The organism is Burkholderia stagnalis (assembly GCF_902830275.1).
Lineage (GTDB): Bacteria > Pseudomonadota > Gammaproteobacteria > Burkholderiales > Burkholderiaceae > Burkholderia > Burkholderia stagnalis.
Genome location: NZ_CADESW010000001.1, coordinates 565,916 through 585,190, shown reverse-complemented (window position 1 = coordinate 585,190; position 19,275 = coordinate 565,916). Strand labels below are relative to the sequence as shown.

The following is a 19,275-nucleotide window of genomic DNA, read 5'->3' as shown; positions in this document are numbered from 1 at the left end:
GTGATCACCTCAGTGCGCGTCCGGCGGCGGCGCGCTCAACGAAATGGGTTTGGAAAACAACACCGCGACCAGCGCCACGACGAAACACATCGCGAGCGCGTAGAACGCATCCGCGTAGGTCAACGTGAGCGCTTCGCGATAGACGAGCCGGTGCAGGTTCGCGAGGCTTGCCTGCGCGGTGTTCAGCGTATTGCCGGCCACCGCCGTCCAGTGCGCGGCCTGCTGGTCGAGCAGCGCCGCGATCTGCGGCTGGCCGGCCGTCACGTGCTCGTTCAGGCGCAGGTAATGGAAGTTCAGCCGGTCGTTGAGCATCGTCGCGCTTACCGCGATGCCGATCGCGCCGCCGAGGTTGCGCATCAGGTTGAACAGGCCGCTCGCGGATTTCAGGCGCGACTGCGGCAGCGAGCCGAGCGCCATCGTCACGATCGGCGGCACGCTGAACTGCTGGCCGATGCCGCGCAGCGCCTGCGGCAGCAGCAGTTCGCGCCAGCCCCAGTCGTGCGTGAGCGGCGTGTACAGGTAGATGCCGAGGCCGAAGCAGATCAGCCCGAACACCAGCAGCACCCGCATGCTGACGAAGCGCGCCGCGAACGCATACGCGCCGAGCGCGAGCAACTGGACCACACCCATCGACAGCAGCGCGATGCCGATCTGCAGTGCATTGAAGCCGCGCACCTGCGCGAGAAACAGCGGCGTCAGGAACACCGTCACGAAGCTGCCGATGCCGGTCACGAACGACAGCAGGCTGCCGATCCCGAAGTTGCGCACGGCGAGCGCGCGCAGGTCGACGATCGGATCCTTCGCGGTCAGCGCGTGCACGATGAACAGGAAGCCGCAGATCGCGGAGATCCACGTGCAGAACACGATCGCGTGATCGCCGAACCAGTTCTTGCGCGGGCCTTCCTCGAGCACGTATTCGAGGCAGCCGAGGAAACCGGACATCAGCCCGATGCCGACGTAGTCGCCGCGCTTGAGCAGGCTCAGGTCGGGCACGTCGATGTGCACGTAGCGCGGCACCAGCGCGGCGACGGCGATGCCGGGCACGAGGTTCAGGTAGAACAGCCAGTGCCACGACCACTGGTCGGTGATCCAGCCGCCGATCACCGGCCCGATCGTCGGCGCGAGCGACGCGAGCGCGCCGATCGTGGTCGACGCGATGAGCCGCTGCTTGCCGGGAAACAGCACGAACGCGGTGGTGAACACGGTGGGGATCATCGCCGCACCGAGCGCGCCCTGCAGCCCGCGAAACAGGATCATCGAGTTGATGTCCCACGCGAGGCCGCACAGCATGCTGGTGATCGTGAAGCCGACCGCGGACGCGACGAACAGCCAGCGCGTCGACAGCACCTTCGACAGCCAGCCCGACATCGGGATCACGAGGATCTCGGGGATCAGGTAGGCCGTCTGCACCCACGACAGTTCGTCCTGGCTGGCAGACAAGCCGCCGCCGATGTCGCGCAGCGAAGACGCGACGATCTGGATGTCGAGCGTCGCCATGAAGAAGCCGACGCACATCAGCGCGAACGCGATCACGCGCTGCTTGATCGGTTGCGACGCCGGGTCGCCGATAAAACCTGTGGTCATGATGGGCTCCGCGTGAGGCTCAGTTCGCGTGATCGGTGTGCACGGTCACGACCGCGGACAGGCCCGGGCGCAGCACGTTCTCGCTGCCCGGCTGCGGGTCGAGATGCACGCGCACCGGCACGCGCTGCACGATCTTCGTGAAGTTGCCGGTCGCGTTCTCCGGCGGCAGCACGCTGAAGGTCGCGCCGGTCGCGGGCGCGACGCTGTCGACGCTGCCGTGCAGGCGCACGCTCGACGCGTCGAGCTGCACGTCGACGCGGTCGCCCGCGCGCATGTGCTTGAGCTGGTCTTCCTTGAAGTTCGCGTCGATCCACAGGCCCGACGCGGGGACGATCGTGAGCAGCGGCACGCCGACGCTCGCGAGCATCCCGACCCGGCCGGTGCGGTTGCCGACGTAGCCGTCGACCGGCGAGCGGATCGTCGTGTATTCGACGTTGAGCGCCGCCACCCGCTGCGCGGCGAGCGCGGTGTTGACGCGCGCGCGGGCATCGGCGAGCTGCGCGCCGAGCACGTCGAGCTGACGTTTCGCGGCGAGCAGCGCGGCGTCGCTGCGATCGACCGCGGCGCTCGCCTTCGAATAGTCGGCATCCGCGCGTTCGACGATCTGGTTCGACACCGCGTCGGATTTCACGAGTTCGCGGTAGCGCGACTTGTCGGACGCGGCGCGGGTCAGCTCCGCCGCCGACGCGCTTTTTTCCGCGGTCTGCTGGCCGATCACCGCGTGCTGCAGCTGCTGCTTCGCTTCGAGCTCGGTCACCGCGGCGCGCGCGCCGTCGACGTCGGCCGTCGCCTGCGCGAGCTTCGCGTCGTAGTCGCGCGCATCGAGCTGCACCAGCACGTCGCCGGCCTTCACGCGCTGGTTGTCGGTCACGAGGATCTGGTCGACGAAGCCGTTGACCTTCGGCGCGAGCACCGTGACGTTGCCGCCCACGTACGCATCGTCGGTGCTTTGCTCGAAGCGCAGCACGAAAGTCCAGTAGAGCGCCGCCGACACGACCACCGCGATCACGGCCAGCACCGCGACCTTCATCCACGGCACGCGCCGGCGTTGCTGCGCGACAGTGTCGGCAGGTGCCGCGTCGCGGGTAACAGGAGTCTGCGTCGTATCCATCGAATCACCTATGTATATGCACTGTTTGAAACGACCGACGTGGCGCGCCGATCGGGGGATGGGGTCAGCGTTCCGGGATGTTGTGCGTGATCCGGAACAGTTCGTCTCTGAGCAGGGCCGCCTGCGCGGGCCCGAAGCGCCGTTCGAACGCCTCCTGCGCTTCGAGCCAGTGCGCGTGCGCCTGCGCGATCTTCGCTTCGCCTGCGCCGGTCAGCGCGAACGTCTGCCGCCGCCGCTCGCCTTCGCGGTAGCTCGCGACGAGCGCCGCGCCGACGAGCGGCTTGAGCGCGCGCAGCAGCGCGGTGCGCTCGATCACCAGCACGGCCGACAGCGCCGCCATCGTCAGGCCCGGGCGCTCGCGCAGCAGCGCGAGGATGCTGTACTGCGATGCGGTGACGCCCGCGTGCGACAGGTAACGCTCGTAGAATTGCGAGATCCGGCGGGCGGCCTGCCGGACCGCGAAACAGTCGTCATCGGTGAGCGTGTACTTGTGCATGTGCACATGTTAGTGAGTGCGGCGGCGTGAATCGATGTGCGGGGCGGGATCAGATTGGTGTTGTGGCTGTACCAATCGGTCGGCTGTCAGCCGGCCGTTTGCGCGACGGGCTCCGGCGTCTTGCCGTAGGCCGCCGTGTAGTCGATGAACGCCTTCACCTTCGCCGGCAACAGTGCGCGGTTCGCATAGGCGAGCTTGATGTCGACGAATGCGTCGACGAGATCGGCGTCCGCGAGCAACTGCACGAGCGCGCCCGACGCGAGCTCCTTCTCGACGATCCCGCGCGGCACCGCGCCGATGCCGAAGTGGCGCAGCACCATCTCGCGGTTGAACACAGGGCTGTTGGACGACACGTCGAACCGGTACGGCACGCTCAGCGTATCGCCGTCGACGCGGAACACCAGCGCCGTGCGCCGCAGCGACGGCGACAACGACACGAACAGGTGATCGGCGAGGTCGGCCGGCGTGGTCGGGCGCGGGTGGGTGACGAGATATTCCGGCGTTGCGACGATCACGACCGGAATCCGTTCGATCAGCCGCACGACGGTCGTCTCGCTTGTCAGCATGTAGGGCACGACGATGCCGATGTCGTAGCCTTCACCGACCAGGTCGACGGGGCGCTCGGTCAGCGTGACGTCGAGGCGCACCTTCGGATACGCGGCCTTGAAGCCGGCGATCAGCGGCACGAGGCGGTTCAGCGTGGCGGTCGTGTGCGCGACGAGCCGCAGCAGGCCGTCCGGCTCGCGCGTGTGCGTGGCGGCTTCCGCTTCCAGCGCGTCGAGTTCGTCGAGCACGGCCGCGCAGCGCTCGTAGATGCGCTCGGCCGTCTCGGTCAGCGACACCTGCCGCGTGGTCCGGTGCAGCAGGCGGCTGCCGAAGCGCGCTTCCAGCTCGGCGACCGCGCGTGACACGACGGGCCGCGCGAGACCGTGGATGTCGGCGGCGCGGGTGAAGCTGCGCTGTTCCACCACCGACCGGAAAATCCGCAGCTTGTCGATGTAGTCCATGTTGCGTGTCCTCGGGTTCGAACGCGGGGCCGCGTCGCCGTGGTCCGGCCCCGGATTCTTGCGGCTCAGCCCGGCCGCCGCCGGCCGATACGGCGGAGTATACTTTGACTTTATGCATATGCACTTATAAATTGCCGAGCATGGACGACATTCAAATTGCCGGTGCGTGCAACTGCCTCGCGCTGCGTCAGGCGACGCGCTACGTCACGCAAATCTACGAGCGACATCTGGGCCCGGTCGGCCTCACGTCGGCGCAGTTCTCGATCCTGGCGATCCTGTCGCTCAAGCCCGACGTGCTGATGAGCGAGCTCGCCGACATGCTGGTGATGGACCGCACGACGCTGCTGCGCGGGCTGAAGCCGCTGCAGCGCGACGGGCTCGTCGCAGCGGGTGTCTCCGAGCAGGACGCGCGCGCGCATGTGCTGAACCTGACGAAGCAGGGCGTGCGCACGTTCGGCCACGCGAAGCGCGCATGGAAGGCCGCGCAGGACGAGTTCGAGGCGCAATTCGGCGAAGGGCGCGCGAAGGCGCTGCGCGACGAGCTGTTCAGCATGACGGGGAAGCGGTAGCGCGGCGGGGCAGGCCGGCGCTTACCGATTCCGCTACGCGGCGGCCGCCTCGCGATACGCGCTCGGCGTCTGTCCGGCCCAGCGCCGGAACGCGCGCGTGAAGTTTGCCGGATCGGTGAACTGCAGGCGCTCGGCGATCGTCTTCAGGTCGAGATCCGACGCCGCGAGCAGCTGCTTTGCATCCCGGTAACGCGCTTCGTCCAGCAGCTGCCGGTAGCTGGCGCCGGCTTCCTCGAGCCGCCGCCTCAGTGTGCGCGTCGACACGAGCAACTGCTGCGCGAGCATCTCCGGCCCCGGATAGCCGCCCGCCGCGCGCGCGAGTTCCGCCCGCACCCGTTCGACTAGATCGCCTTCCTCCTGCCTGACCTGCGCATATTCGCGCTCGACCTGCACGAGCGCCTGCCGGTGCGCGACTTCGTCGGCGAGCGGCAGCGGCCAGTCGAGCACGTCGCGCGCGATCCACAGCGCGTTGGCCGCGCAGCCGAAGCGCACGGGCGGCAACTGCGCGCGGTAGCCGGCGAAGTAGGCGGGCTCCGGCCACGCGAACCGCAGCGCGATGTCCGGCGCGGCGCGCCCCGACAACTGCGCGATGTTCTGCGCGAGCCCGGTCAGCACGAATTCGAACATCACGTGATGCTGCAGCACGGGGCTCGCCTGCACGCCGTGCAGTTCGAGCGTCGCGCCGTTTTCGTCCTCGGCATAGGTCAGACGATATTGACGGTTACGCATCCGGAAGTAGCGGATCGTCACCTGCAGCGATTCGCGGATGTCCCGCGCGGTCAGCGTCGCGTAACCCAGAAAGCCGTGCATGGTCGGCTTGAGCTGGAGCCCGAACGCGAGGCCGATGCCTTCGTCGCCGCCGATCTCGATCGCATTGAGTACGAGCCGCCCCCATTGCGACGGCGCGACGCGCGCGTCCGGCTCGGCCAGCACCGCGTCGCGCAGGCCGGTGCCCGCGCGCACCGCGGCGAGGTCGACGACGCGTGCGCCGAGCACCTGCAGCAGCAGGCGCGGATAGGCGACCGGAATCGTCGGCCGGCGCAGCCCGAGGCGGTCCTTGGCGAGTGGGGAAGTCATGTGTTTTTGGCCGGAAATGACAAGCATTATGGCTGTTTGCCCCCTCACGTTCAACGTGGCGTGCGCCCTACGATGACGCTCACCGCTTTTCCGGCCACGCCATCATGACGACCCCGTTTCCCCACCTGCTTGCCCCGCTCGACCTCGGTTTCACGACGCTGAAGAACCGCGTGCTGATGGGCTCGATGCACACGGGCCTCGAGGACAGCCGCAAGACGCTGCCGCGGCTCGCCGACTATTTCGCCGAACGCGCGCGCGGCGGCGTCGGCCTGATGGTGACGGGTGGCTTCGCGCCGAACGTGGCCGGCTGGACCAAGCCGTTCGGCGGCACGCTGATGACGTCGGCGGCCGCGCGCCGGCACCGCGTGATCACCGACGCCGTGCACGCCGAGGAAGGCAAGATCGCGCTGCAGATCCTGCATACGGGCCGCTACGGCTATCACCCGTTCGCGGTCGCGCCGTCGAAGATCAAGTCGCCGATCTCGCCGTTCACGCCGCATGAGCTGAGCGCACGCGGCGTCGAGCGGCAGATCCGCGCGTTCGTCCGCTGCGCGCAGCTCGCGCGCGACGCGGGCTACGACGGCGTCGAGATCATGGGTTCCGAGGGCTACCTGATCAACCAGTTCATCTCGCTGCACACCAACAAGCGCACCGACCAATGGGGCGGCGCGTACGAGAACCGCATCCGCCTGCCGATCGAGATCATCGAGCGCACGCGCGAGGCGGTGGGCCGCGACTTCATCCTGATCTACCGGCTGTCGATGCTCGACCTGATCCCGGACGGCAGCGACTGGAACGAGGTCGTGCAGCTTGCGAAGGCCGTCGAGCGCGCGGGCGCGACCATCATCAACACCGGGATCGGCTGGCACGAGGCGCGCGTGCCGACGATCGCGACATCGGTGCCGCGCGGCGCGTTCGCGTGGGTGACGAAGAAGATGAAGGGCGAGGTCGGCATTCCGCTCGTGACGACCAACCGGATCAATCGGCCGGAGGTGGCCGAGCAGATCCTCGCGGACGGCTGCGCCGACATGGTGTCGATGGCGCGCCCGCTGCTGGCCGATGCCGAGTTCGTGATCAAGGCCGCGCAGGGCCGCGCGGACGAGATCAATACCTGCATCGGCTGCAACCAGGCATGTCTCGACCATGCGTTCAAGAACCGGATCGCGTCGTGCCTGTTGAACCCGCGTGCGTGCCACGAAACCGAGCTGAAGTACGTGGCCGCGCCGAAGGCGAAACGCATCGCGGTGGTCGGCGCGGGGCCGGCCGGGCTCGCGTGCTCGACGGTGCTCGCGCAGCGCGGCCATCGGGTCGACCTGTTCGACGCGGCGGCGGACATCGGCGGGCAGTTCAACATGGCGAAGCGGATTCCGGGCAAGGAGGAATTCCACGAAGCGCTGCGGTATTTCCGCCGCCAGATCGAATTGACGGGCGTGTCGCTGCACCTGAACCGGCGCGTCGACGCGAGCGACCTGATCGCGGGCGGCTACGACGAGATCGTGCTCGCGACCGGCGTGTCGCCGCGCGACCCGAAGATTCCGGGGCAGGACGGGCCGAACGTGCTCAGCTACATCGACGTGCTGGCCGGCAACCGGCCGGTGGGCAAGCGGGTTGCGGTGATCGGCGCGGGCGGGATCGGCTTCGACGTCGCGGAGTTCCTGGTGCAGGACGGCGTGTCGCCTGCGCTCGATCTCGACGAATGGAAAGCCGAATGGGGCGTGACCGACCCGGCCGCGACGCGCGGCGGCGTGACGCGCGCGCAGGCGACGCCGCCGGCCCGCGAGGTGACGCTGCTGCAGCGCAAGGCCGCGCCGCTCGGCAAGGGGCTTGGCAAGACCACCGGCTGGATTCACCGCGCGACGCTGAAGATGAAGCAGGTGACGATGATCGGCGGCGTGAACTACGAGCGGATCGACGCGCGCGGGCTGCACGTGTCATACGGCGAGAAGCGTGCCGATCCGGCGCTGATCGAGGTCGACACGATCGTGCTGTGCGCCGGCCAGGAGCCGCAGCGCGCGCTGGTCGAGCCGCTGCAGGCGGCGGGGCGGACGGTGCACCTGATCGGCGGCGCGGAGCTCGCGGCCGAACTCGACGCGAAGCGCGCGATCGACCAGGGGGCGCGACTCGCGGCGCGGCTGTGACGCGAGCCGCGTGACGCAGGCATGGCGACGCCACCGCCCCCGGCGCCGCTCACGCGGCTTCGGCCTGCTCCGCCGCTTCCGCTTCCAGCATCGCCCGCACGATCAGATACACGGCCGGCAGGTCGTCGTCGTCGCGCCGCCAGTCGACCGGCTCGTCGACATCCGCCGCCAGCAGGCGGCTGTCGCGCAGCCGGATGAATGCATCGATCACCGTCGGGTCGTTCCGGTTCAGGAATCCGGCATTCGAGAACGCCAGTTCCTCGACGTCGAGCAGCGCCTGCCAGCTCAGCGTGCGCACCGCGGCCGGGTGCGTGCGCCGGCGCAGGCCGAGCGCGCGTTGCGCCGGCCCGCCGACGACGCGCTGCAGGTCGACGACCGCCCGCTGCGCGGCGCGCTCGAAATGGACGGGGTTGAAACCAGGCTGCTCGGGATCGAATGCGGATGACTGGAACATGGTCGTGGTCGCCTCACAAAAATCCGTCCGTCATCGGGTGACGGAAATCGGGTCAAATTGCACAAAAGCACTGTAAATATATACAGTGATTCGAGCGCTTTCAAGCCCCGGATGCGTGCCGAGCGGAAATTTTTATGTGCGTCGCGGCGGCCGGCCGCGCGCCGCTCACACCGACGCGGCGATCGTGTCGCGCAACCAGCGGTGCGCCGGGTCGCGATGCGAGCGTTCGTGCCAGAGCATCGACATCTCGTAGCCGGGCACCTCGACCGGTGCTTCGACGATTCGCAGCGCGGGCGCGTCGCGCACGAGGCGCTCGGGCAGCATCGCGACGAGATCGGTGTGCGCGACGGCCGAGATCGCGAACAGGAAGTGCGGGACGGAGAGCGCGACCCGCCGCGTGAGCCCGAGTTTCGCGAGCGCGTCGTCCGTCACCGCAAAGAATCCGCCGCCTTCCGGCGACACGATCACGTATTCCAGCGCGCAGAACTGCGCGAGCGTCGGGCGCCGTTTCAGCTTCGGATGGCCGGCTCGGCCGACGAGCACGTAGCGCTCCGTGAACAGCGCGCGGCGGCGCATGCCGTCCGGCGAACAGTCGGTCGTGTGGAACGCGAGATCGATCTCGCCGAGCTCGGCCTGCTTCACGATGCGCGGCGGCGCGAGTTCGACCACCGCGAGCCGCGTGCCGGGCGCCGTGGCGCGCAGCGTGTTCAAGGTCGGCAGCACGATCGTCGACTCGGCATAGTCGGTCGCGGCGAGGCGCCACGAATGGGTGGCGGTGCCCGGATCGAACGGCGTCGCCGGCAGCACCGCGCGCTCGACCGCTTCGAGCGCTTCCCGCAGCGGCTCGCGCAGCGCCTCGGCGCGCGCGGTCGGCCGCATGCCGCGCGGCCCGGGCAGCAGCAGCGGATCGCCGAACACGTCCCGCAGCTTCTGCAACTGCACGCTGACGGACGGCTGCGACATGTTCAGCTTCTCGGCGGCGCGCGTGACGTTGTGCTCGGACAGCAGCACGTCGAGCGTGACGAGCAGGTTCAGGTCCAGTCGTCTGAGATTATTCATGGCTATACCTGGAATATCAGAAATTCATTTCCAATATACCTTCGGGCGCGGCATCCTGCTTGCATTCACGTAACGGAGTGCCCTGTCATGAATGTTCTTATCGTCTATGCCCATCCCGAACCGCGATCGCTGAACGGCGCGCTGCGGGATTTCGCCGTGCAGCGCCTCGAGGCGGCCGGCCATGCCGTGCAGGTGACGGACTTGTATGCGATGAACTGGAAGGCGGCGCTGGATGCGAACGATGTGACCGACCATCAGCCGGGTGCGCGTTTCGATCCGTCGCTCGATTCGAAGCGCGCGTTCGAGCAGGGCACGCAGCGCGACGACATCGCGCGTGAACAGGCGAAGCTGCAGTGGGCCGACGCGGTGATCCTGCAGTTTCCGCTGTGGTGGTTCACGATGCCGGCGATCATGAAGGGCTGGGTCGAGCGTGTGTATGCGTATGGCTTTGCGTATGGCGTGGGCGAACACTCGGATACGCACTGGGGCGACCGGTACGGCGAAGGCACGCTCGCGGGCAAGCGCGCGATGGTGCTCGTCACGACGGGCGGGTGGGAATCGCACTACAGCCCGCGCGGTATCAACGGGGCGATCGACGCCGTGTTGTTTCCGATCCAGCATGGGGTGCTGTTTTATCCGGGCTTCGATGTGCTGCCGCCGTTCGTGATCTACCGGGCGGGGAAGATGAGCGACGCGCGCTTCGAGGAAACGCGCGATGCGCTCGGCGAGCGTCTCGATAGCCTGTGGGAGACGCAGCCGATTCCGTTCCGGCGGCAGAATGCGGGCGATTACGAGATTCCGGCGTTGACGTTGAAGGCGGAGATTGCGCCGGAACAGGCAGGGTTCGCGGCGCATGTGGTGGAGGCGGGCTGACGAGGCCCGATCAATGACGGCTGCGGATGCGCCGTTCGACTCGCAGGCGTCCGGGCGGCTCGAAGTACGTGCCGAACCGGACGAGGCCCGCGTTTTTCAGGTGGCAGGTCATTTCGAAGCTGACCAGTATTCCCGGGTCGTGGTTGTCGGTGATCTCGACGTCGATCGACCGGATGCGGGGCTCGTATTTCAGGAGCGTCGCTTCCATCTGCTGCTTGAGGACGTGCGCCGACGCCGGGAGTGCCTTGTAGATGTTGGTGAGGTCGGGCAGACCATAGTCGGGCAGATGCTTGAGCGCGCCTGCGCGCGTATTCAGGATGCGCCGCACGTTCTGTTGAATGCTCAGGCATTCGAGCGTCCTGTCGTCGTGGGCGTCGATCGGCTCGCCGCCGATCTGGCCGAGCAGCATGTCGTAGAGGGAGGGGCCGGCGGTCATTGTTTCGTTGTCGCTCCTGCGTCGATCAATTTGCTTGGTCGACCGATGATGCTTCGCGGTCGACGAAGTCGATCGTCAACGCGCCCTCCGTTCCGGTCGACAGTGCAATGATGGATGGTGTGGCGCCTGTCGCCATCCGCACCAGCAATTCGCGGGAAACAACGGGCAGCACGCGCTGATTCAGGAACGCATCGACGCTGCGCGCACCCGAATCGCGAGAAACGCAGTGCTGCGCGATCGAATCGATCAGGTCGTCCGCACAGTTCAGCGTTACGGCGTGTTGCCGATGCAGGCGCTCGGCAACCTTGGCAAGCTTGATACGGACAATCGATGCAAGCGCCACCGCATCGAGCGGCCGATAAACCAGCGTCTGGAAGCGCGCGAGCAGCGCGGGCTGGAAATGCTCAACCAGTTGCGGATGAATGGCTTCACGCAGTGCAGCTTGCATGATCGCGGGATCGTCCGCAGTCGCGTCGTCGATCTGCGCGCTGCCGAGGTTGGACGTCATCACGATCACGCAGTTGCGGAAATCGATTTCTCGCCCTTCGCCGTCACGCATCATGCCGCGATCGAACACCTGATAGAACAGGTCGAGCACGTCGCGATGCGCCTTTTCGACTTCGTCGAGCAGGATCACGCTGTACGGGCGCTGACGTACGGCTTCAGTCAGGATGCCCCCCTGACCGTAGCCGACGTAACCAGGCGGCGAGCCCTTGAGTTGCGAGACGGTATGGGCTTCCTGGTACTCGGACATGTTGATCGTCGTCAGCGCGGCTTCGCCGCCGAACAGCAGGTCGGCCAGCGCGAGCGCGGTTTCGGTCTTGCCGACCCCGGACGGGCCGGCAAGCAGAAACACGCCGAGCGGCGCGTGTTCGCTTTTCAGGCCGGCTTTCGCCGTGCGCAGGCTCTCCGCCAGCGCGGCGATCGCGTCGTCCTGCGCGACCACCCGCGCCGCCAGTGCCGCTTCGAGCGCGAGCAGCCTTCTCAGTTCGTCTTCGACGAGGTTGCCGACCGGCACGCCGGTCCATTCGGCGACGACGTGCGCGATAGCCTGTGCGTCAACGTCGGGGAAGATCATCGGCGCTTTGCCTTGAATCGACGATAGTGCGTCCAGGGTCGCGGAAATCGATGCCAGGTCGGTCGCAGCAGTGTCATCTGCACGGCGGATGTCGCGCAACGCGCCGATCAACTCGCGTTCGCGCAGGTACTGACCGAGCAGGGCATCATGGTTGCTGCACGCGTGATCGTGCTCGGCATCGATCGAGGCACGCCGTTCGGTGACATCGGCGATCCCGGCGCGGATGTCCGCATCGAGTGCGGCACGTTCCAGTTCGAGCGCCGCCAGCGTCGCGCGGACCTGTTGCAGTTCCGGCGGTGGCACGTCGACCGCCATCCGCACGCGCGCCGCAGCCGTATCGATCAGGTCGACGGCCTTGTCGGGCAATTGCCGGGCGGGAATGTAGCGGCGCGACAGCCTGACGGCCGCGATGATCGCTTCGTCGCGGATGTGCACGTCGTGATACCGCGCATAGCGGCTCGCGAGCCCGCGCAACATCAGGCACGCCGTATCGTCGTCCGGCTCGTCGACCTTGATCAGCTGGAAGCGCCGTTCGAGGGCGGCGTCCCGTTCGAAATATTCCTTGTACTCGGCCCAGGTCGTCGCCGCGATCGTACGCAGTTCGCCCCGCGCGAGCGCCGGCTTGAGGAGGTTTGCCGCGTCGGCGCCGCCGGCCGCGTTGCCTGCGCCGATCAGCGTATGTGCCTCGTCGATGAACAGCAGGATCGGCGTCGCGGATGCGCGCACCTCGTCGATCACGTTCTTGAGCCGTTGCTCGAACTCGCCCTTGACGCCCGCGCCGGCCTGCAACAAGCCGAGATCCAGCGTCAGGATGCGTGTGTCGCGAATCGTTGCCGGGACACTGCCTTCGATCACGCGCAACGCCAGCCCCTCGACGAGCGCCGTCTTGCCGACACCCGGCTCGCCGACGAGGATCGGATTGTTCTTGCGGCGGCGCGCCAGGACGTCGACCATCTGCCGGATTTCCCGGTCGCGGCCAAAGACGGGATCGATCTCGCCCCGCCGGCCCTTGTCCGTCAGGTCGAGCGCGAAACGCGCGAGTGCTTCTCCGTCGGCAGTGCTGGCAGAGACGCGCGTTGCCGGCGACGTAACGGCGGCGCCGGGCGCCGGTGCGGAGTCAGCCGAATTAGTAGCCGATTCGCTGCTCTGCTCCGGCGCGATGTCCTCGGTCTCGTTTTCGCACGACCGCCGGCCCAGCCGCGGCAGCACGCGCCGGATCTGTGCGCTCGAGACCGACAGCAGCGGCCAGGCGCGCTGCGTGCGCAACACATGAGGCGCATCGACGATGGCCTGCAGCAGATGGCCGGAGCGGATCATGCCGTCCGGATCGTCGGACGATGCGTATGCCCACGCGTCCTCGATGACGGTGGCCAGTTGCCGCGACAGCGCCGGCATGCCGCGCAGCGTGCGCGGCATGCGGTCGATCACCTGCATCAGTGCATCCCACACGCCGTCGATATCCAGCTCATAGTGACGCAAGAGCGCGGGAATGTCGCCGTCGTCGGCCTCGATCAGCTTCAGCACCCAGTGCTCGACCGCGATTTCGTCCGCAAGCCGAGTCTGGCAGAGGCTCGCGGCGGCTTCGAGCGCACGCGTGCAATGCGCATTGAGTCGGCGAAGGAGGTGAGTGGCGTCCCGGAGGGACGGCGTTCGGTCGTCGCGCAGCGTCATGACAGTAGCGGAAAAAAGAAGGGGAAATGCGGGCGTCCGGCGGCGCGTGGTTGAAGCGCAGGGCCGAGCCGCGCGTGTCGGCCGGCGAAGCGGAAGCCGGCCGCGCGAAGGCGACCGGATTCCGCCTGCCGGTCAGGGCATCAGGAACGCTCGTTCCACGTGTCCTTGTGGATGATGTTGCCGTCCTTGTACGACCACGTGATCGTCTCGTAGCGCAGTTCGACGTCCTCGAGATGGTTGTGCTTCTCGTAGTCGGGGTTCTTGATGTCGAGCATCTTCGGCTTCACGGCCACGATCTTCACGTTGTCGAGCTTCGTGTTGAAGTACTCTTTTTCCTTGCCGGCGTCGTCGATCTTGTACCACTTGATTTCGACCGACTTGAGCGTCTGGCCGCTCGTCACCGCCTTGTACAGGTACGGCGTCGATGCGTCCGTCTCCTTCGTCAGCGTAATCGGCTTGTGGACGCGCGTGCCGGTCAGTTTGCCCGTGTTGCCGTCCGTCGGGATGTGGACGCCGTGATCGAAAGCGACGAGCTCCACGCTGCCTTCACGATCCTGAACGGTCACCGAACCCTTGATGTCCGCGCCGCCGTCGTCCTTGAGCCACATATAGGCCGGAATTGCCATTTTTTTCTCCTTCTTCGTACTACGAATCGCCGGAACCGCATTCCGGTATTGCCAAACCCGAGGCTGTCGCCCCGGGACCAAACTACGCTGTTACCTCGCAAGATCTTCCGAACGCGTTTCCGCCGATGCGTCGGGCACCAGCGTGATTTCCACGCGGCGGTTCCTTGCGCGGCCATCGGGTGTTGCGTTGTCTGCGACGGGGCGCGTATCGCCGTAGCCCTGGATCGCGAACTGGGTCGGCGGGATGCCGGATGCGTCGACGAGCCAGTCGCGCACGGCGGCCGCGCGATCGATCGAGAGTGTCAGGTTGCGATCAGGCTTGCCGACGACGTCGGTATGCCCGGCGACGAGAATCCGTTTGCCCGGATGCGCCTTGATCAGTTCGAGTGCGCCGACCATGGCCCGCGTCGAGCCTGGCTTCAGCGCCGCGTTGCCGCTGTCGAACAGCGACATGCTGTCCAGCGTGACGACGGCCGGTGGCGGTGCAGGCGGCTCATAGGATGCGATCACTCCGTTGAGCGGTGAAAGCAGGTGCTGGCCGTGATACATGCCGAAGGACAGCCGGAGCGGCACGCCGGTACGCGCGTAGCGGTCCAGTTGATCGCGATCCGAGACCAGTGCGCGCAGCGCATCGCGCTTCGCTGCGTCGTGAGCCGCGGGAATCGTGTCGTAACGGACGAGGTGTTCGCCGATGCGGGCCATCAGTGCTTCATTGTTCTTCGCCGCGCCCCACGTGGCGGCAGCCGTTGCGCACGCGACGAGCGCAAGCGTGTGCCCGAGGGCGGCGATCCGGGGAGACATCCGGACACGACGCGGTGCACCTTCGATCAGCGATTGGGGCAGCGGCCATGGCGCCGTCGAACCGGGAAGGGGGCGCGGCACGATGGCGACGCGCGCCCGGATATCGCGCTCCCAAGGCTTGCCGGGGCCGGTTGCGGGGCCGCAGTCGATCCAGCCCGCGCCGCACAGGCGCCATGCCGACGCCGGTTGCCGCCGGTCGGCAAGCACGTCGAACACGTTGCGCCGTGTCCAGCCGACGATTGCGGCTAGACCGGCCGCACGCACGGCCGTCGCGCGGTCGCCACCGGCGTGGACCACTTCTGCATCGGCGGCCTCGATTGCGGCGTCGAAACGGCCCGCGTCGACGATGGGGGACGCGGCTGACGTGCCGTACCACTGAGCCGTCGTAATGCCGATCGATGTGTAGTTCGTCGCCGGCTCGTCGGTCAGCCGTTGATAGATCGCGATGTAGCCGGGCAAACTCGTCCCCAGCGCCTTCGACGCGTCGGCCGCCGCCTGACGGATGACGCGCAGCGCTTGTGCCAAGGCGTCGTCGTTCGCATGCGCCGCCGGAGCGACCGACAGCACGACGCAATCGGGCGGATGCTCATCGCGCCATTGGCGGATCGCGACGGCGAGGCGCGGCAGGTCTTGCGGGCGATCCACCCGCAACCAGATGGCGCCGTCGCCGACATGCACGAAGCGTGTGATGGTCTCCTCACGATCGAAGAGTTCCGCCAGGCCGTCGCCGACGACCAGTGCGACCGGCATCGTGGTCCTGAGGCCGACCGGGAGGTCGACCGTTGCGGCGCCAAGCTGGGCGAGCACATGCGCATGCTGCTCGTGTATGAGCGCCAGCCTGCGCGTGTGCCGCCAACCAACCAGCAATGCGGCGGCAACGATGACGGCAGTCAAACCCCACGCCGTGCCGCGCTCGACGGGCAGGATCGCCCATGTGACAGCCAATGCAAGCGCGGCGGCCAGCGCCAGAACGGCGCGCAGCGGATAGCCAAGGCCCGACAGCGTCGCACGCGCTGCCTTCGACTCCGGTCGCGCTGAGCCGGACAGGGAATGCATATCGGAACTCACAGCCGTTTTGCTTGCTGAACGAGATGCGCCAGTTGCGCATCGAGGATCTGCTGCCAGACGAGCCATACGAGTGCGGCGGCTCCGCATGCGAGGCCCGCGATTGCCCATGGCGAGAGGCGCTTCAACCGGTCGCTCAATCGCGTAGTGGATCGATCGGTCATGAAAGGCCGAGGCGTAGCGGGCCGCAGCCGATCGATCAGCGTGGCGAGCGCCGCAATCAATGCCTGGCGTTTCGCTTCACCGTCATGCGACGCTGACGATACGCCTGACGGCGATGCATAGCGCCCGCGAAATCCGATGCCGAGGATGGCCGCGTAGCATTCCAGCAGCTCGACATTCGGTGCGGGTTCGCGCATCCGGTATTCGATCCGCTCGTATACGCGGTCGCCCGCGTCGTGAATGCCGTACCGTTCGACCTGCAGCGGTCTCGGTTCCCACTGCGCGCGATCGGCGGGGGGCAGGTACCGCAAGACCGTCTCGTCGATCAGGCCGCACTGGGCGATCACGGCATCGTCGCGCACGTCCGGGGCGATGCCCAGCGCATCCAGCCGTGTAGAGAATTGCGCGACGAGCTGGATGCAGCGCTGGCGCGTTTCGCCGATATTCTCGACTTGACCGGCGTTTGACAGTTGCGTGACGAGCAGGGCCGTGTCGCGCAACTCCGCGCGAATCGACGTGCCCGTTGCGCGGCCGGCGCCCGGTTCTTGATCGAGCAGTGCCGCTTCACGACGCTTGGAAAAGAAGGGTGTCATGAGCGCAGCACCGCATAGAGTTCGATCGACGCGTCGGGGATCGACGCGGGCAGGTAGATCTGGCAGGCACGTGCGACGAGCATTCTCGCGAGCGCGGCATCGGCCGGATCGAGCGCGAAATAGTGGTTGTCGAGCCGCACGGGGATAGCGCCCGGCACACGCTGAACGGCCTTGAGCGGAATGCCCGCAACCGCGGAATTGACGATGTGCTCGACGTCGTCGGGTGCGCCGATCTTGCACAGGCGCGGAAACTGCTCGACGAGCTCGAATGCGGGCAGCGCGGCATTGACGGACAGATACCAGTCCGACGTGCCCTCGGCGAGGCGCGCGTCGAGAAACTGGCCCGACCATGTCGTCGGGCTCGTGTGCGTCAGTCCGATCGAGACGACACGCGACGGAATGATGGCATCGAGCAGGCCACGAATCAGCGATTCGAGCCGGGCGAACACGTCGTCGGCGCGTGCGTGGTCATAGGGTGGAATGTCGGTGAGCTGGGCGTTTGTCGAGAACGTCATCAGCGCACCCGCGAGTTGAGCCAGCACCTCGTACAGGCGGTCGGTCGGCTGACTCGGATGCGACGCGAGGTAGCGGAGCTGCGGCCACGCGTTGTGAATGCAATGCAGAAGCCAGAAAAGCTGGACATCCGCGACGCCGTACTCGGCCACCTGTTCGATTCGCTCGCTGCGGCGCGCACCGAGCGCGGCGCTCCTGGCACCCAGGATATCGGCGAGACGATTGATTCGCTCGACGTGAAGCGCATGTCCGGACAATGTCAGGCAGGGCGGCACGAAGCTGCGATCGATCTGGAACTGACCGTTCGTCGCGCGCGTGAGTCGCGCTATCGCGCACACCGTATCGTCGTCATGCGGCTCGAAATCGAAGAGCAGCCGCACGGCATGACGTTCCGCCGCGATTTCGGTCTCACCGGTGCCATTGAGATCGACCACCTTGACGAATTCGCGATACGTGCGCTTTGGCCGGGCAAGCGTGATCTCGTCGAAGCGGCAGTTGCCGCCATTCGCGTCTGGCAGAGCCAGCGCCGCGAGCACCTCGATGCTTTGCGCGTCGAGCGGGATTCCCCGAGTCAGATCGCGCGCGTTCGGCAACGCGTCTGCGACAGTCGTGTCGATCGGCGTGCCGTCCGGCAGGCGCAATTGGAGCCGGGTCAGTTTCAGGCGCGCGGACGCGAGCGCCTCTTCGTCGATATCGACGCCAAGCGTTCCCCACGGCGACGAAACGACGGAATTCGCGAACTGGCGCAACGCGAACGAGGCCCAGCGTTCCTGTTGCTGGAAATGCTGCTGCGTCAGGATCAGCCCTTCATGCCAGAGCGGTTTTTCGATCCGCATGGTGTGGTCTATTGAAATTTGGAAATTATGAGGCGCTGATTCTATACGCCGATTTCGTGTTTCGTATACACCGAGATTGATGAATTGTGGTTAATTCGAGGGGGATTATTTTGGGATAAATGGGAGTGGGGATTTTGAGATATTCGATGCTGGGTTGTTGGCAATGGTTTTCTCAAAAATATCGGCCTTTTCAAGATTGTGCGGCTGCGAATTGTGGTGGAAATGTCTTTGTGTATCAACGGATTGCGTGCTTTCTTCGATCCGTTGATTGACGTGTGGGATGAATTTTTGGAAAAAGGTTGGGTATTGTGAAAATAGTTAAATAGGATTTGTCTTATATTTGTGGAATTTTTGCGGGTTGTGTTCGAATGGAATTGGTTTCTTGTGCTTTGTGGTTTACCGTTCAGGATTCGGCGTGGTATTTTTCTGCCCCGTGAATCTGGAATGAAGATTTCGAATTTCCGATTCAGTCGTTCGCAAATGTCGGTGCCGGGGTTGACACGGGCTGAGCGGACGAAAGTGCGTCCATGACCGTAGATGCGCATTGCGGCATCTTCAAGCAGCATCCGTAGATAAGGAGAACGAATTGGATAGCTTTCAGCGCGAGATCCCGAAGAGCCGGGTTTCGATCACGTTGGACCTGCACACCGGCGGTGCGCAGAAGAAAGTCGAGCTGCCCCTGAAGCTGCTCGTCGCAGGCGACTTCAGCGCCGGCCGCGAACAAGCGCCGCTGGCCGAGCGGAAGAAGGTCAATATCGACAAGAACAACTTCGACGCGGTACTTGCCGACTATGCGCCGGGCCTGAAGATCGCAGCGGACAACACACTGGCGGCGGACGGCTCCGAGTTGCCCGTCAACCTGTCGTTCCGCTCGATCAAGGACTTCGAGCCGGAGCAGGTCGCCCGCCAGATTCCCGAGCTGCAGGCGCTGCTGGCGATGCGCAACCTGCTGCGCGACCTGAAATCGAACCTGCTCGACAACGGCACGTTCCGCCGCGAGTTCGAGAAGGTGCTGAAGGACAAGCGACTGTCCGACAAGCTGCGCGGCGAGTTGTCGCAGATCGCCACCGCGGCGACTCAGCCGGAAGGGCATGCGTGAGCGGAGCCGGGCCAAGCGCGCCTTCAC

The 19,275-nt window shown here is 66.3% G+C and carries 17 protein-coding genes; 4 read left to right on the top strand and 13 right to left on the bottom strand.

What is annotated here, in order from left to right:
- Positions 1–9 precede the first annotated feature (9 nt).
- The 4 genes from HWY45_RS02550 to HWY45_RS02535 all read right to left on the bottom strand — a co-directional run bounded on the left by HWY45_RS02550 (position 10) and on the right by HWY45_RS02535 (position 4,198).
- Positions 10–1,584, bottom strand: a complete 1,575-nt coding sequence (locus HWY45_RS02550) for a DHA2 family efflux MFS transporter permease subunit (protein ID WP_059563277.1) — start codon at positions 1,582–1,584, stop codon at positions 10–12.
- Between the two features lie 19 nt (positions 1,585–1,603).
- Positions 1,604–2,695, bottom strand: a complete 1,092-nt coding sequence (locus HWY45_RS02545) for an HlyD family secretion protein (protein ID WP_059884422.1) — start codon at positions 2,693–2,695, stop codon at positions 1,604–1,606.
- Between the two features lie 64 nt (positions 2,696–2,759).
- Positions 2,760–3,191 carry a MarR family winged helix-turn-helix transcriptional regulator gene (locus HWY45_RS02540; RefSeq protein ID WP_059884421.1) on the bottom strand — a complete coding sequence of 144 codons (432 nt, stop codon included), beginning with the start codon at positions 3,189–3,191 and terminating at the stop codon, positions 2,760–2,762.
- An 86-nt stretch (positions 3,192–3,277) separates the two neighbouring features.
- A complete protein-coding gene (locus HWY45_RS02535) occupies positions 3,278–4,198 on the bottom strand; it encodes a LysR family transcriptional regulator (protein ID WP_059563274.1) in 921 nt (306 codons plus the stop codon).
- 140 nt (positions 4,199–4,338) lie between these two features.
- Here HWY45_RS02535 and HWY45_RS02530 point away from each other — a divergent pair, with 140 nt between their 5' ends.
- A complete protein-coding gene (locus HWY45_RS02530) occupies positions 4,339–4,767 on the top strand; it encodes a MarR family winged helix-turn-helix transcriptional regulator (protein WP_059884420.1) in 429 nt (142 codons plus the stop codon).
- Positions 4,768–4,800: 33 nt separating this feature from the next.
- On the opposite strand, the gene HWY45_RS02525 is transcribed toward HWY45_RS02530, so the two are convergent.
- Positions 4,801–5,871: an AraC family transcriptional regulator gene (locus HWY45_RS02525; RefSeq protein ID WP_059884419.1), complete on the bottom strand. Its 1,071-nt coding sequence runs from the start codon at positions 5,869–5,871 to the stop codon at positions 4,801–4,803.
- A gap of 77 nt (positions 5,872–5,948) precedes the next feature.
- Between HWY45_RS02525 and HWY45_RS02520 the strand changes: the two genes are divergently transcribed.
- The gene (locus HWY45_RS02520; protein ID WP_059884418.1) at positions 5,949–7,982 is read left to right on the top strand and encodes an NADPH-dependent 2,4-dienoyl-CoA reductase; all 2,034 of its coding nucleotides are present in this window, start codon (positions 5,949–5,951) and stop codon (positions 7,980–7,982) included.
- 49 nt (positions 7,983–8,031) lie between these two features.
- Here HWY45_RS02520 and HWY45_RS02515 read toward each other — a convergent pair whose 3' ends face one another.
- Both HWY45_RS02515 and HWY45_RS02510 read right to left on the bottom strand, forming a co-directional pair.
- Complete coding sequence (locus tag HWY45_RS02515; RefSeq protein ID WP_059563270.1) at positions 8,032–8,436, bottom strand: DUF2471 family protein; 405 nt, start codon at positions 8,434–8,436, stop codon at positions 8,032–8,034.
- 165 nt (positions 8,437–8,601) lie between these two features.
- Positions 8,602–9,495 (bottom strand): LysR family transcriptional regulator, encoded by an 894-nt coding sequence (locus HWY45_RS02510; RefSeq protein ID WP_059810595.1) that lies wholly within the window; start codon positions 9,493–9,495, stop codon positions 8,602–8,604.
- 87 nt (positions 9,496–9,582) lie between these two features.
- Between HWY45_RS02510 and HWY45_RS02505 the strand changes: the two genes are divergently transcribed.
- Positions 9,583–10,368: an NAD(P)H-dependent oxidoreductase gene (locus HWY45_RS02505; protein ID WP_059884417.1), complete on the top strand. Its 786-nt coding sequence runs from the start codon at positions 9,583–9,585 to the stop codon at positions 10,366–10,368.
- Between the two features lie 10 nt (positions 10,369–10,378).
- On the opposite strand, the gene tssE is transcribed toward HWY45_RS02505, so the two are convergent.
- From tssE to tssK, 6 genes are all read right to left on the bottom strand, one after another.
- Complete coding sequence (gene tssE / locus HWY45_RS02500) at positions 10,379–10,804, bottom strand: type VI secretion system baseplate subunit TssE (protein WP_059884416.1); 426 nt, start codon at positions 10,802–10,804, stop codon at positions 10,379–10,381.
- A 25-nt stretch (positions 10,805–10,829) separates the two neighbouring features.
- Positions 10,830–13,553, bottom strand: coding sequence for a type VI secretion system ATPase TssH (tssH, locus tag HWY45_RS02495; RefSeq protein WP_059884415.1), 2,724 nt, complete (start codon positions 13,551–13,553; stop codon positions 10,830–10,832).
- A 140-nt stretch (positions 13,554–13,693) separates the two neighbouring features.
- Positions 13,694–14,179 carry an Hcp family type VI secretion system effector gene (locus HWY45_RS02490; protein ID WP_006479553.1) on the bottom strand — a complete coding sequence of 162 codons (486 nt, stop codon included), beginning with the start codon at positions 14,177–14,179 and terminating at the stop codon, positions 13,694–13,696.
- Positions 14,180–14,269: 90 nt separating this feature from the next.
- Positions 14,270–16,036 (bottom strand): OmpA family protein, encoded by a 1,767-nt coding sequence (locus tag HWY45_RS02485; protein ID WP_059884414.1) that lies wholly within the window; start codon positions 16,034–16,036, stop codon positions 14,270–14,272.
- Positions 16,037–16,044: 8 nt separating this feature from the next.
- A complete protein-coding gene (locus HWY45_RS02480) occupies positions 16,045–16,800 on the bottom strand; it encodes a DotU family type IV/VI secretion system protein (protein WP_059884413.1) in 756 nt (251 codons plus the stop codon).
- On the bottom strand, positions 16,797–18,149 hold the full coding sequence (tssK, locus tag HWY45_RS02475; RefSeq protein ID WP_059884412.1) for a type VI secretion system baseplate subunit TssK: 1,353 nt from the start codon (positions 18,147–18,149) through the stop codon (positions 16,797–16,799). Before tssK ends, HWY45_RS02480 begins: the two co-directional genes overlap by 4 nt.
- Positions 18,150–18,735: 586 nt before the next feature.
- Between tssK and tssB the strand changes: the two genes are divergently transcribed.
- Entirely contained in the window at positions 18,736–19,248 is a 513-nt protein-coding gene (gene tssB / locus HWY45_RS02470) for a type VI secretion system contractile sheath small subunit (RefSeq protein ID WP_059563262.1), read from the top strand.
- Positions 19,249–19,275 lie beyond the last annotated feature (27 nt).

What these genes read in the sequence shown, in the direction of transcription:
- HWY45_RS02550 (WP_059563277.1), bottom strand. Translation starts at nt 1,584, where the DNA reads ATGACCACAGGTTTTATCGGCGACCCGGCGTCGCAACCGATCAAGCAG.
- HWY45_RS02545 (WP_059884422.1), bottom strand. Translation starts at nt 2,695, where the DNA reads ATGGATACGACGCAGACTCCTGTTACCCGCGACGCGGCACCTGCCGAC.
- HWY45_RS02540 (WP_059884421.1), bottom strand. Translation starts at nt 3,191, where the DNA reads ATGCACAAGTACACGCTCACCGATGACGACTGTTTCGCGGTCCGGCAG.
- HWY45_RS02535 (WP_059563274.1), bottom strand. Translation starts at nt 4,198, where the DNA reads ATGGACTACATCGACAAGCTGCGGATTTTCCGGTCGGTGGTGGAACAG.
- HWY45_RS02530 (WP_059884420.1), top strand. Translation starts at nt 4,339, where the DNA reads ATGGACGACATTCAAATTGCCGGTGCGTGCAACTGCCTCGCGCTGCGT.
- HWY45_RS02525 (WP_059884419.1), bottom strand. Translation starts at nt 5,871, where the DNA reads ATGCTTGTCATTTCCGGCCAAAAACACATGACTTCCCCACTCGCCAAG.
- HWY45_RS02520 (WP_059884418.1), top strand. Translation starts at nt 5,949, where the DNA reads ATGACGACCCCGTTTCCCCACCTGCTTGCCCCGCTCGACCTCGGTTTC.
- HWY45_RS02515 (WP_059563270.1), bottom strand. Translation starts at nt 8,436, where the DNA reads ATGTTCCAGTCATCCGCATTCGATCCCGAGCAGCCTGGTTTCAACCCC.
- HWY45_RS02510 (WP_059810595.1), bottom strand. Translation starts at nt 9,495, where the DNA reads ATGAATAATCTCAGACGACTGGACCTGAACCTGCTCGTCACGCTCGAC.
- HWY45_RS02505 (WP_059884417.1), top strand. Translation starts at nt 9,583, where the DNA reads ATGAATGTTCTTATCGTCTATGCCCATCCCGAACCGCGATCGCTGAAC.
- tssE (WP_059884416.1), bottom strand. Translation starts at nt 10,804, where the DNA reads ATGACCGCCGGCCCCTCCCTCTACGACATGCTGCTCGGCCAGATCGGC.
- tssH (WP_059884415.1), bottom strand. Translation starts at nt 13,553, where the DNA reads ATGACGCTGCGCGACGACCGAACGCCGTCCCTCCGGGACGCCACTCAC.
- HWY45_RS02490 (WP_006479553.1), bottom strand. Translation starts at nt 14,179, where the DNA reads ATGGCAATTCCGGCCTATATGTGGCTCAAGGACGACGGCGGCGCGGAC.
- HWY45_RS02485 (WP_059884414.1), bottom strand. Translation starts at nt 16,036, where the DNA reads ATGCATTCCCTGTCCGGCTCAGCGCGACCGGAGTCGAAGGCAGCGCGT.
- HWY45_RS02480 (WP_059884413.1), bottom strand. Translation starts at nt 16,800, where the DNA reads ATGACACCCTTCTTTTCCAAGCGTCGTGAAGCGGCACTGCTCGATCAA.
- tssK (WP_059884412.1), bottom strand. Translation starts at nt 18,149, where the DNA reads ATGCGGATCGAAAAACCGCTCTGGCATGAAGGGCTGATCCTGACGCAG.